Here is an 11,282-nt window from a genome sequence, read left to right as displayed (position 1 = left end):
TCGGACGGCTGATCGCGCTGATTCCGCCGGACGAGGCGCCAACGTCCTACGAGTACCGCAACGGTTTTCTCTACAAGCGTTGCCGAGGCGACGCGGTGTGGATCTATCGGCGCAACGCCGAAGGTGCAGTCACCGAAGCGGTCGATCCCGACGGCCAGGTCACCCATTACTACTACAACCTGCGCGGCCAGTTGTTGTCGCTGCGCTATCCGGACAGCAGCCGCCATCGCTGGGTGTGGAACGAACTTGGCCAGCTCATCGAGGAAACCCTGCCGGACGGCGGCGTGCGGCGCTTTTCCTACGATGCGCTGGGCCGGCGGATTACCACCCAGGACGAATTTGGTGTCGTCAGCCGTCAGCAGTGGGACGCGGCCGGCCGACTGATCCTGACGACTTCTCCTACGGGCAGCACGCGGGCCTACAGCTACGGTGCCTACGGCCAGATCACCGCCGAACGCGACGAACTCGGGCGCATCACCCGCTACGAATATGACGACGACCTGCACCTGGTCTCGCGGCGCATCAACCCCGACGGCACCCGCGTGCAGTACCGCTATGACCATGCGCGGTTGCTGCTGACCGAGATCGAAAACGAGTCGGGGGAAAAATACCGCCTGGATTACACGCCGACCGGATTGATCCGACAGGAGACCGGTTTTGATGGGCGGCGTACCGCGTACGCCTACGACCTCAATGGCCATCTGCTGGAGAAGACCGAGTTCGGCGAGCAGGGTTTATCGCTGATCACCCACTACCAGCGCGACAAGGCCGGACGTTTGCTCGTCAAAACCCTGCCCGACGGGATCAAGGTGCGTTATGACTACGACCGCCTCGGGCGCTTGGTTGCCGTTGATGACGGGCAAAACCATCCGCTGGCCTTCGAGTACGACCGTCAGGACCGGCTGATCACCGAGCATCAGGGCTGGGGCACCTTGCGCTACGCCTATGACGCCTGCGGTCAGCTCAAACGCCTGCGCCTGCCGGACAACAGCAAGCTCGATTATCACTACGCTAAGGGCGGTGCGCTGAGCGCCATCGACCTTAACGGCACGCCGCTCACGCGCCACGTCTACCAGTCCGGTCGCGAACAGCAACGCCAGCAAGGCTTGCTGCTCAGCGAATACTCATACGACGATCAGGGCCGCTTGCTTGCCCATGCTGTAGGCCATCGCCACGCCTCGCTGTACCGCCGCGATTATGCCTACAGCGCCAACGGCAATCTCGAGCACATTGCCGACAGCCGCCACGGCCAGCGTACCTACGGCTACGACGCCCTCGACCGGTTGATCCGCGTACGTCACTCGCGCGACGAACTGCCCGAATCCTTCGCCCACGACCCGGCGGGCAACCTGCTGATGCAGGACCGCCCCGGCCCTGCGCAGAACAAGGGCACCCGCCTGCTGATGCAGGGCGACCGCCATTACGACTACGACGCCTTCGGCAACCTGATCCGCGAACGCCGAGGCCACGGCCAGACCCTGGTCACCGAATACCGCTACGCCTGCCAGCCCCGCCTGATCGCCCTGCCCCGCCCCGACGGCCAGACCGCCACTTATCAATACGACGCCTTCGGTCGCCGCATCCGCAAAACAATCGACGGCGCCGTCACCGAATTCTTCTGGCAAGGCGAACACCTCGTCGCCGAAAGCAGCGCCACGCAATACCGCAGCTTCCTCTACGAACCCGGCACCTTCCGCCCGTTGGCGATGCTCGACGGCAAAGGCCCGAAAAAAGCCTGCCCGTTCTACTACCAACTCGACCACCTCGGCACCCCGCAGGAACTCACCGACTACAGCGGCGAAATCGTCTGGTCCGCGCAATACGACGCCTACGGCAAAGTCGCCGCCGTCACCCTCGCCGGCGAAGACTACCTCGACCAGCCGCTGCGTTTTCAGGGGCAGTACTTCGATGTTGAAAGCGGCCTGCATTACAACCGCCATCGGTATTACGACCCGAGGTTGGGGCGGTACCTGACGCCGGATCCGGTGAAGCTCGCGGGCGGGTTGAATCAGTACCAGTACGTGCCGAATCCGACGGGGTGGGTGGATCCGTTGGGGTTGACCTCGAATTGCCCGCCACCGAATAAGCCTGGGTGTGAGGTGCCGGGGGCGAGTGATGGGGTTAAGGTTGATGAGGGGGAGCCCCAATTACCACGCTTAACTCATGGCGTAGACCCCAAAACACTGAAACGAACACATGCGCTTATGGGCAAAACCTCCACCAAACTAGTCGAGCTAATGAGAGATGACATGCGAAGCAATGGATTTAATAGCGATCACCCCATAGATGTTGCTGAACACAATGGCACGCATTACATTCTGGACGGCCATCATCGAGCTTCTGCCGCACGGCAAACCTCTACGGAAGTTACAATACAGCTGATAACCAACATACGAGACCATCACGGCACCTTAAACACTATTGAGGAAGTACTAGAATCAGCCGATAACGTTGGCAATGACAGACTGGAGCACCGCAGAAGAAGATGAACAAACAGCGCAACGACATTGTAGATCTCATTAACGACTTTCTCGCCAAGGTTGAGAATGCGACAGTGCTACTCGAGAAAAAGTTTGGTACGAGAAATATTCTCAGGCTTTGGCGCAGCAACCAAATACAACGTTGTGGCGACATAACTAGCGAAACTCAGTATGAACTCCATGGAGTTGGCTGCATTGTTCACTTCGCTACTGAATCAGTGAATTTCGACTATGGGCTCAACAGTAGAACTGACGGATTTGATGTATGGCGGCTCTACATCTATGCGTTGGACAGACCACTTACGTATAAAAAATTTTGCGACAAGAAAATACTCGAAGAAGAATTTGACGAATTGATTGTGTCAAAGAAGATTGAAAAAATGTCGACATCTGACAGCCTTTATGTCCTCACAGGTGATCCTCATTGCTGAGCAACACCTAGTGAAATTACACTCCTGAAATTCCGAATATACTTAAAGGGCCTAAAATTATAGGCCCTGGAATTCAATCTAAGAGTAGATTACTGCTCATCCCCATCCTCCTCATACTCCATATCCGCCTCATCCGCATCATTCAACGGTACCGTCGCATCATCCGTCACCGATCCAGGATCTTCACTGCCTGGATCATTGATAAACGGCAGCCCATTCGGGCCCTTCTCTTCTTTGCCTTCAGTTTCAGGAGTCATGGCGAACCTCTTGATCGCATGGAATGTATGACGTTCGAGACGCCCTATCCCCAATCGTTCCTCTTCCTGACGGCCAGACACGAAAAACCCGGCACCAGGCCGGGTTTTCGTTGATCAATCAGCGATGTTTATTTTTGTGTTTGTTCTTGTGCTTGTGACCGCCGGAATGATGTCCATCGTCATCGCCACCCAGATTGTTCCCCACCGCCCCGCCCGCTGCGCCGCCCAGGCCCGCGCCGATAGCGGAACCGGTGGAGCCGCCGAGGCTATTGCCGACGACCGAACCGCCTGCTGCGCCAAGACCGCCACCAATTGCGGCTTCGGTGCGGTTGCGTTTGTTCGCGCCGACGGCACTGCCGGCCGCGCCGCCGACACCCGCGCCGACCGCGGCGCCCGTGCTGCCGCCGAGTTGTCCGCCAACCACATTACCCAGCGCACCGCCGAGACCACCGCCTACGGCAGCGGTGCCATCTCCGGCCGCCATCGCGCCCTGCGCCACGACCAAGCCGAAAAACAGTGCAGATAATGACAATCGCATATGAACCTCGCAGTTCCCGAATCGGGACAGTCCGCCCAAGCGGGGCGTATGCAGATTGGAGATGATTTCGGACGAAACGTTCAGCCATGAAAAAGCCCGACATCGAGTCGGGCTTCTTGTGACACGCGATCAGTTTCAGTGGCGCTTGTGACCTTTGCCCAGGTTGCTGCCGACGGCACCGCCGGCTGCACCGCCCAGGCCCGCGCCGATGGTGGCGCCGTTGCGGCCGCCCAGGCTGTTGCCGATCACCGAACCACCGGCTGCACCGACTCCGCCGCCGATCGCTGCCTTGGTGCGGCTACCTTTGCGCGCTGCTACTGCGCTGCCCGCTGCGCCCGCGACGCCAGCACCAATGACGGCGCCGGTGCTGCCGCCCATTTTCTGACCGACCACGTTGCCCAGCGCGCCACCCAGGCCACCGCCCAGCGCAGCGGTGCCATCACCGGCAGCGATCGCACCTTGAGCAACCAGAAGGCCAAGAACCAGTGCAGGCAGTGTTAAACGCATGACGAAAACCTCAAATAAACGGGATGACGAGAAGGAGCGGGATTTAATGCGCTCGGCGCAGGAAAGTCCAGACGCGGGCAACAGCGTCGATTGGACCGCGATCAAGGAAAAGGTTTTATGCCGGGCAAAAAAAAGCCCGCTGGGGAGACGGGCTGGAGACTTGCTTTCTAACGGATGGCTTCACCCTACGTTGACCAACGTGAAAAGTTTGTGAAAAAAAACCGACATTAATGTCAACGCCCCGCAGGCATTTCCAGCAGGCAATCCTGCGCCCATAAAAAACCCCGTTCAGTGACGGGGTACGGGATGAAATCACTTTCTCGCCCTTGCCGAGACCTTGGGCAGGAATTTCGCTTTTGGCCCTTTAGGGGCTGTGGACTTGATTCTCCCGATGCTCACCGGGTCTTCGCCAAAACCCGACTGATACTCCGTCTGACCGCAGCGCACACAGTTGTTGAATGAAAACTCAGCGCCATCGTCTTCGATATACGGACCTGTCATAGCCTCTCCCCTGCGGAACCGGGCCGATACCGGCAAAACTGTTTTGCCTGAAAAAATATCGACCTCCGAGGATTTTGAGACTAGCCGGTCATTCCGGGACTAGCCGTACACAAAGCATGATCTCCGACGAGCGGAAGATCCCATCCCAGTGACACAATTGGAGCCCTATCGCTCAAGACCGTTGGCTTTGGAGACGATTTCCTCTACGCAGGCCGAGACTGAAATTTGGCTTGCATCGAGAACCAATGCGGGAGATTCAGGCACCTCGTAGGGTGCGCTGATCCCCGTAAACTCTGGGATCAGACCAGCGCGGGCCTTGCGATAAAGCCCCTTCGGATCCAGCCGCTCACATACATCGAGTGGCGTATTCAGATAGACCTCGAGAAAACGCTCGTCGCCAATGATGGATCGGGCTTTTCCACGGCTCACTCTGGTCGGAGAGATACATGCCACCATCACGGTGATACCCGCGTCATTCATCAGACGCGCTACTTCAGCGATACGGCGAATATTTTCGGAGCGATCCTCAGCACTGAAACCCAAGTCGCTGCAAAGTCCGTGGCGAACGTTATCGCCATCCAGCACGAAGGCAGGCTTGCCACTTTCAATCAGCATTTTTTCAATAGCGAACGCCAGCGTCGATTTGCCTGAACCACTCAATCCGGTAAACCAAATGGTAAAAGGCTTCTGCGCCACGACACGCTCTCGATCACTGGGAGCAACTTGAGTGGGGTGCAAAACGACATTCTCAGGCACGCTGTTTTTTTCGCTTGTCATACGCATCCTCATCTCGCGTAGAGTCTGAGTTCAAACACGTTAGTCTTCAGCGGCAACTCGCCGCTCAAAAGCCATGGATCGGGCCAGACATCATGATCGACCGTTATTCGATAAACCGGCTGACAGTCGAACCGATCCAGCGAATACCCAATGACCCCTCGAGAAAAGGCAGCCTGGCTGCGTCTACCGTTAGACGCCATTCGTCATTCAGATAAAATTCCAGCCCTGCTTCACTCGCTACCACGCGAATGTCCCCGCTATGAGGAAGTCCCGTGATCTGCACGTCGGGCTCGGGATTCCAGTGCGCGCCATCATTTGTCCAAAGTACCAGTCCGGCCTCGACATCATTGATAGGCTGTATCAGCAGTGCGTTCATATCCGTGTCACCGCCACTGCCCTGATAAGTCACCACCGCAACGTGGGAATCGGTAGATGGCGTGTCCAACGAATAACTGAACGCCAGGCTACGTTGTGCTTGCGAAACGTCTTCAATCTTCTTGATCAGACACAGGTTACCGAGGATGGCCTCTTTGCCGCCGTCTTCAAGTGTCTTCGGCACGCCATAGACGAGTTCGACGCCCGCCCATTCCTGCTGAATGTTTTTCGAACGCTGGCAAGCAGCCAGACGCTCTTCAGACTTACGGTTGAACAGACTTCGCTCGAACAACTCCGATACAAACGGAAAAGTATGACCGTGGTGTGCATAGTCTTTTACGTTCAACAGGCGGACTTCGTTGACGGCGCCGTAAGGACCAAGGCAAATGTAGTCCAGTGCTTTATAGGTGCCCCGTTCCAGAACCCATAAACCGCTCATGGAACTGCGGCGCAAATCACGTCCGGTCATCTGGCTTTCTCCCACCAACATGATGTCGGACGAGACCGCCAGGCCTCGCGTATAGATTGGACTCCCTGACTCCCAGAGAACTTCATTGCTTTCCAGATCGATCAGCGCACCGATATTGCTGTGGCAGGCAATTTTCTGCCCCTCGTCCGATACCCACACATTGTGCAGGCCCGTACGTCGCTCAATGGGCTTGACACTGACCAGCTCCAACGCCGGATAAGTCAGTACTGCCATTAACGAACCGTTATGGTGGCCGTGAGCGATGACATAAAGATGACCATCTTTTTCGAATACGGAATTCAGATGATCGCCGGTGATTTCATCCAGTGAAAGACGATCCCAGCGAACGTTGCTCAGCCGCTTTTCCTGAAAATGCCCGGGCTTTTCCAGGTCGACCACAGTGATCGCGTTACGTCCGGTGTTGGTACACACCACGCGACCGTCAGATGCGCAGAGCAACTGGTGTGGTTCCGAGAGGAAGGTTTCGGAATGGAAACTACCGTGCGAAAGAAATCCCACTTCAGAGGTAGCGTAGGTCTGGATATCCTTCAGCTTTACGTTATCCAGCCCAGAATGGCTGAGCACAAAATCCTTGCCGCCCGGAAACCATGAAACGCCGTAATATTCAGTGCGTTCGTTCTCGAGCGGGATAACTTTTCTGGAATGCACCTCGACGAGGAGCAAATATCCTGTGGTCGCAACGACTGCAAATAGCGGTTCCACTACTCTCTACCTCAGAAATGTAAATCTCGACCCTTTTTGATGCAGCGAGTGACGCAGAGCCATGAGTGCGGCCATTCTAACTGGTCAGTACAATAGTTCAACGCCAACAAAACCGGATTCCGGCCCCCGCGCGGAGCCGATCGACGCGCAGCAGATGATGCCCGAGCAATTTTCGAACACGCAGAAAACAAAAAACCCGACTTCTTTCGAAGTCGGGTTTTTTGCTATTCAATTTGGCGGTGAAGGAGAGATTCGAACTCTCGATACAGTTTCCTGTATACACACTTTCCAGGCGTGCTCCTTAAGCCACTCGGACACTTCACCGTATCTCTGCAGACATGTTCTGTCTGTCGAGGCGCGCTAATGTAGTCGAAAGCTTTTCCGATGGCAAACTTTTTTTCAGAATTTTCATGCGCTTAAGAGAGCGGACTGCACTGGGCCAGGCGGAGGATGGCAAACTCGCCAATCTCGGGTAACCGACGTGCTTCCTTTATGGAAGGCAAGAGGCGCGCAGCGCTGGCTGAAGCGCAAAACGGTGACTGGCAGGTCAGTCACGGCGCTTTACCTGGCCTGCGGCGGTGGGTAACGTCTGCCCTTCTTTCTAATAAGGAATAGCGTCATGAGCGAGTTGATTGCCTACCACCTCGAAGACGGTATCGCGACCCTGACCCTGAACAATGGCAAGGTCAACGCCATTTCCCCCGATGTGATTGCGGCATTTAACGCGGCACTGGATCAAGCGGTCGCGGATCGGGCTGTGGTGATCATTACCGGCCAGCCGGGGATTCTCTCGGGAGGTTATGACCTGAAGGTGATGACGGCCGGCCCGAAAGAGGCCGTTGCGCTGGTGACCGCCGGTTCGACGCTGGCCCGTCGCCTGCTCTCTCACCCGTTTCCGGTGATCGTTGCCTGTCCGGGACACGCCGTGGCAAAGGGCGCATTCCTGCTGTTATCCGCCGATTACCGCATCGGTGTCGATGGCCCGTTCAGCATCGGTCTGAACGAAGTGCAGATCGGTATGACCATGCACCATGCCGGTATCGAGCTGGCGCGTGATCGCTTGCGGCGTTCGGCTTTCCATCGCTCAGTGATCAATGGCGAAATGTTCGATCCGAAAAGTGCCGTTGATGCAGGTTTCCTCGACAAGGTCGTCACTGCAGAAGAATTGCAGGGCTCCGCCCTGGCTGCCGCGCGTCAGTTGAAGCAAATCAATATGCTCGCGCACAAGAACACCAAGCTGAAAGTGCGCAAACAACTGCTGGAAACCCTCGACGATGCCATCCTGCAGGATCAGCAACATCTGGGCTGATTCCTGAAGGATTTGACCGTTGAGAACAGCCCGACCCTCGCGTCGGGCTTTTTCTTACGTTCGGTGTTGATGATTCCCTGACAGCTCTAGGATGCACCTGACAGGCAGCGCTGAAACATGCGCTTAAACATCGGCCATCTCCGGACTCTATAGGGGCAATTGCCGAAAACAGTGCACATCCGTACACTGCGCCACCTTTTGTCCCGGTGGGCCTGCAAAAATGCTGTTCGTGTTTCGTATGTTGTTGATGGGCCTGCACTTTATTCTGGCCGGCGTGCTGGGCGTGATCCTTGGCCTGTGCCGCCCCTTCAATCCGGACAACAGCCGACTCTGCGCCCGCCTCTACGCGTTGCCAGCGATGTGTATCCTGCGTTTGCGGGTCAAGTCTGAGGTCAACGGGTTGATCAACAAGCCTGACAGCTGCGTGATCATCGCTAACCACCAGTCCAATTACGATCTGTTCGTGTTCGGCAACGTCGTCCCGCGCCGCACCGTGTGTATCGGCAAGAAAAGCCTGAAGTGGGTGCCGTTGTTCGGCCAGTTGTTCTGGCTCGCCGGCAATGTGTTGATCGACCGTGGCAATGCGCACAAGGCGCGGCAGTCGATGCTGACGACCACTCACACCCTGCAGAATGAAGACACCTCGATCTGGGTATTCCCGGAAGGCACCCGCAACCTCGGCGAAGATTTGTTGCCGTTCAAGAAAGGCGCGTTCCAGATGGCGATTGCCGCCGGAGTGCCGATCGTTCCGGTGTGCGTGAGCAGTTACGTCAAGCACATGCGTCTGAATCGCTGGCGCAGCGGCAACGTTCTCATACGTTCGCTGCCGGCGATTCCTACGGTCGGATTGACCATGGATGACATGCCCATGCTCATCGAGCGATGCCGCGAACAGATGCGCGAATGTATCGAATCCATGGATCGGCAACTGCGAGCCGCGTGAAAAACAAACCCGCCCTGTGCGGGTTTTCTTTTGCCGGCTGAACTGTAGAAGTTTCACTGACTCTCAAACAGCGACACGGCTAAGCTGAAGCCTTGTTCCCCTGCCATCTGCCAAGAAGAAGTGAATCACCACCATGGGTCGAGTTGTTGCTGCTGCGGTGTACAGCGAAGGCAAGAAAGTCACCAATATCACGCTTGATGAAGGCGCGGCCTGGGCGGCCAAGCCGGGCCACTTCGTCTGGATCGGTCTGGAAGAACCGGACGCGCAGGAATTATCCAACCTGCAACGCCAGTTCAATCTGCACGAGCTGGCCATCGAAGATGCGCTGGAAAAACACAGCCGGCCAAAACTGGAAACCTTTGGTGACGCTCTGTTTATCGTCACCTACTCCCCCGTTCGTGAACACGGCGTTTTGCAGTTCATCGAAACGCATATCTTCGCCGGCAAGGGCTACATCATCACCGCGCGCAACGGCCACTCGGCGTCCTACGCCCAGGTGCGTCAACGCTGTGAGGCGCGTCCACTGTTGCTGGAGCATGGCGAGGATTTCGTCCTGTATGCGCTGCTCGATTTCGTCATCGAGAACTATCAGCCGGTGGGCGAAGCGATCCACGCGGAGATCGATGAGCTGGAGCGCAACGTGCTGTGCAGTGCCCTCAACGAGCGTGACATCCAGAAGCTCCACGGTTTGCGCCGTGACGTGGTGCGCTTGCGTCGGTATGCGGCGCCGATGGTAGAAATCGGCGAAGAGCTGCAAAAGCTAAGCTTTCCATTCATCGACAAGAACATGCGCCCGTACTTTCGCGATGTGCAGATCCACGTGACGCGACAGATGGAAGACCTGAGCACGCTGGCGGACATTGCCAGCCAGACCATCGAGATTGGTGTGTTGCTCGAGGCATCGCGGCAAAGCGTGGTGCAGCGCAAGTTCGCGGCGTGGGCGGCGATTCTGGCGTTCCCCACCGCTGTGGCGGGAATTTACGGGATGAACTTCCAGAACATGCCGGAGTTGACTTGGCATTACGGTTATTTTGCGGTGCTGGGGTTTATTACGGTGGGGTGTGTGAGTTTGTGGGCGAGTTTCAAACGGTCGGGGTGGTTGTAGCCGGGACCGCGTCGCCCCGGCGATTCGCGAGCAGGCTCGCTCCCACAGGGATTGTGGGAGCAGGCCCTTTCAGCGTTGAGCCGCTTCCGGCTTGTGCGCGACGAACCGCATCATCCACTCCGCAACCGTAGCGCCATGATGCTCCTGCTCGAGGCTGGCCACGCCTTTGCTGTAAATCTGCGAACCCAGCGCTTCCTGGCGCAGATCGAGCAGCGCGCGCGAGTAATCGTGAATGAATTCCGGATGGCCCTGGAAGCACAGCACTTGATCGTTGATGTGATAAGCCGCGAACGGGCAGAAATCGCTGGAGGCGATCACCGTTGCATTTTCCGGTAGCTCGGTCACCTGATCCTGATGGCTGATCAACAGTGTCAGCTCTTCGCGCACCGGGCTCATCCACGGCGCCTTGGCCGCCAGCTTGTAGTTGTGGGTACCGACGCCCCAACCCTGGGATGCGCGCTCGCTCTTTCCGCCAAGCAGCAGCGCCAGCAATTGATGGCCGAAGCACACGCCGAGCAGTTTGTCGCCGCGTTCGTAGCGATTCAGAAGATAAGTCTTGAGGGTCTGAATCCACGGATCAGTGCCGAACGAATCGGCCTTGCTGCCGGTGACCAGATACGCATCGAACGTCTGCTCGTCGCTTGGGTATTCGCCATTCACCACGTTATAGACAGTGAAATCAGCGGCGATCGGTTGTTGCGAAAACAGGCGCTGAAACATTTGCCCATAGCCCTGATACTGATCGATCAGCTCAGGCCGCAAGATGTCGGTCTCGAGAATGCAGATGCGCAGCGACATAAAAAATACCTGACACGTGATGGGAATAATGAACACCCCAGAGCCTGCCTTGAAACACCCGACCAAGGC

The 11,282-nt window shown here is 56.9% G+C and carries 12 protein-coding genes and 1 tRNA gene; 5 read left to right on the top strand and 8 right to left on the bottom strand.

Going from position 1 to position 11,282, the window contains the following annotated elements:
• Positions 1-2,489, top strand: a 2,489-nt coding sequence (locus AEQ63_RS21020) for an RHS repeat-associated core domain-containing protein (protein WP_161806097.1), incomplete at its 5' end; no start/stop codon positions are given.
• A complete protein-coding gene (locus AEQ63_RS21015) occupies positions 2,486-2,911 on the top strand; it encodes a DUF6896 domain-containing protein (protein WP_042608467.1) in 426 nt (141 codons plus the stop codon). The genes AEQ63_RS21020 and AEQ63_RS21015, both read left to right, overlap by 4 nt.
• An 89-nt stretch (positions 2,912-3,000) precedes the next feature.
• Here AEQ63_RS21015 and AEQ63_RS28805 read toward each other — a convergent pair whose 3' ends face one another.
• The 7 genes from AEQ63_RS28805 to AEQ63_RS20985 all read right to left on the bottom strand — a co-directional run bounded on the left by AEQ63_RS28805 (position 3,001) and on the right by AEQ63_RS20985 (position 7,382).
• Positions 3,001-3,168 carry a hypothetical protein gene (locus tag AEQ63_RS28805; protein WP_165839224.1) on the bottom strand — a complete coding sequence of 56 codons (168 nt, stop codon included), beginning with the start codon at positions 3,166-3,168 and terminating at the stop codon, positions 3,001-3,003.
• Positions 3,169-3,286: 118 nt separating this feature from the next.
• Entirely contained in the window at positions 3,287-3,706 is a 420-nt protein-coding gene (locus tag AEQ63_RS21005) for a YMGG-like glycine zipper-containing protein (RefSeq protein WP_042608469.1), read from the bottom strand.
• A 135-nt stretch (positions 3,707-3,841) separates the two neighbouring features.
• Positions 3,842-4,213, bottom strand: a complete 372-nt coding sequence (locus tag AEQ63_RS21000; protein WP_042608470.1) for a hypothetical protein — start codon at positions 4,211-4,213, stop codon at positions 3,842-3,844.
• Positions 4,214-4,525: 312 nt separating this feature from the next.
• Positions 4,526-4,714 carry a hypothetical protein gene (locus AEQ63_RS29020; protein WP_080902490.1) on the bottom strand — a complete coding sequence of 63 codons (189 nt, stop codon included), beginning with the start codon at positions 4,712-4,714 and terminating at the stop codon, positions 4,526-4,528.
• A 165-nt stretch (positions 4,715-4,879) separates the two neighbouring features.
• A complete protein-coding gene (cysC, locus tag AEQ63_RS20995) occupies positions 4,880-5,491 on the bottom strand; it encodes an adenylyl-sulfate kinase (RefSeq protein WP_064364625.1) in 612 nt (203 codons plus the stop codon).
• Positions 5,492-5,594: 103 nt separating this feature from the next.
• Positions 5,595-7,058: a hypothetical protein gene (locus tag AEQ63_RS20990; protein ID WP_133247421.1), complete on the bottom strand. Its 1,464-nt coding sequence runs from the start codon at positions 7,056-7,058 to the stop codon at positions 5,595-5,597.
• Positions 7,059-7,292: 234 nt separating this feature from the next.
• Positions 7,293-7,382, bottom strand: a tRNA-Ser gene (locus AEQ63_RS20985).
• Between the two features lie 295 nt (positions 7,383-7,677).
• Here AEQ63_RS20985 and AEQ63_RS20980 point away from each other — a divergent pair.
• The 3 genes from AEQ63_RS20980 (at position 7,678) to AEQ63_RS20970 (ending at position 10,415) form a co-directional block, all read left to right on the top strand.
• A complete protein-coding gene (locus AEQ63_RS20980; RefSeq protein WP_064364623.1) occupies positions 7,678-8,367 on the top strand; it encodes a crotonase/enoyl-CoA hydratase family protein in 690 nt (229 codons plus the stop codon).
• 220 nt (positions 8,368-8,587) lie between these two features.
• On the top strand, positions 8,588-9,310 hold the full coding sequence (locus tag AEQ63_RS20975) for a 1-acylglycerol-3-phosphate O-acyltransferase (RefSeq protein WP_064364622.1): 723 nt from the start codon (positions 8,588-8,590) through the stop codon (positions 9,308-9,310).
• Between the two features lie 133 nt (positions 9,311-9,443).
• The gene (locus AEQ63_RS20970; RefSeq protein WP_064364621.1) at positions 9,444-10,415 is read left to right on the top strand and encodes a magnesium and cobalt transport protein CorA; all 972 of its coding nucleotides are present in this window, start codon (positions 9,444-9,446) and stop codon (positions 10,413-10,415) included.
• Positions 10,416-10,484: 69 nt separating this feature from the next.
• Here AEQ63_RS20970 and AEQ63_RS20965 read toward each other — a convergent pair whose 3' ends face one another.
• Positions 10,485-11,213: an amidotransferase gene (locus AEQ63_RS20965; protein WP_064364620.1), complete on the bottom strand. Its 729-nt coding sequence runs from the start codon at positions 11,211-11,213 to the stop codon at positions 10,485-10,487.
• Positions 11,214-11,282 lie beyond the last annotated feature (69 nt).

It is taken from the genome of Pseudomonas sp. RIT-PI-o (assembly GCF_001297215.1).
GTDB classification, from domain to species: Bacteria; Pseudomonadota; Gammaproteobacteria; order Pseudomonadales; family Pseudomonadaceae; genus Aquipseudomonas; species Aquipseudomonas moraviensis_A.
This window is presented reverse-complemented; position numbering and strand designations above follow the sequence as displayed.

Coding starts and splice junctions, on each gene's coding strand:
- AEQ63_RS21015 (WP_042608467.1), top strand. CDS start 2,486: ATGAACAAACAGCGCAACGACATTGTAGATCTCATTAACGACTTTCTC.
- AEQ63_RS28805 (WP_165839224.1), bottom strand. CDS start 3,168: ATGACTCCTGAAACTGAAGGCAAAGAAGAGAAGGGCCCGAATGGGCTG.
- AEQ63_RS21005 (WP_042608469.1), bottom strand. CDS start 3,706: ATGCGATTGTCATTATCTGCACTGTTTTTCGGCTTGGTCGTGGCGCAG.
- AEQ63_RS21000 (WP_042608470.1), bottom strand. CDS start 4,213: ATGCGTTTAACACTGCCTGCACTGGTTCTTGGCCTTCTGGTTGCTCAA.
- AEQ63_RS29020 (WP_080902490.1), bottom strand. CDS start 4,714: ATGACAGGTCCGTATATCGAAGACGATGGCGCTGAGTTTTCATTCAAC.
- cysC (WP_064364625.1), bottom strand. CDS start 5,491: ATGACAAGCGAAAAAAACAGCGTGCCTGAGAATGTCGTTTTGCACCCC.
- AEQ63_RS20980 (WP_064364623.1), top strand. CDS start 7,678: ATGAGCGAGTTGATTGCCTACCACCTCGAAGACGGTATCGCGACCCTG.
- AEQ63_RS20975 (WP_064364622.1), top strand. CDS start 8,588: ATGCTGTTCGTGTTTCGTATGTTGTTGATGGGCCTGCACTTTATTCTG.
- AEQ63_RS20970 (WP_064364621.1), top strand. CDS start 9,444: ATGGGTCGAGTTGTTGCTGCTGCGGTGTACAGCGAAGGCAAGAAAGTC.
- AEQ63_RS20965 (WP_064364620.1), bottom strand. CDS start 11,213: ATGTCGCTGCGCATCTGCATTCTCGAGACCGACATCTTGCGGCCTGAG.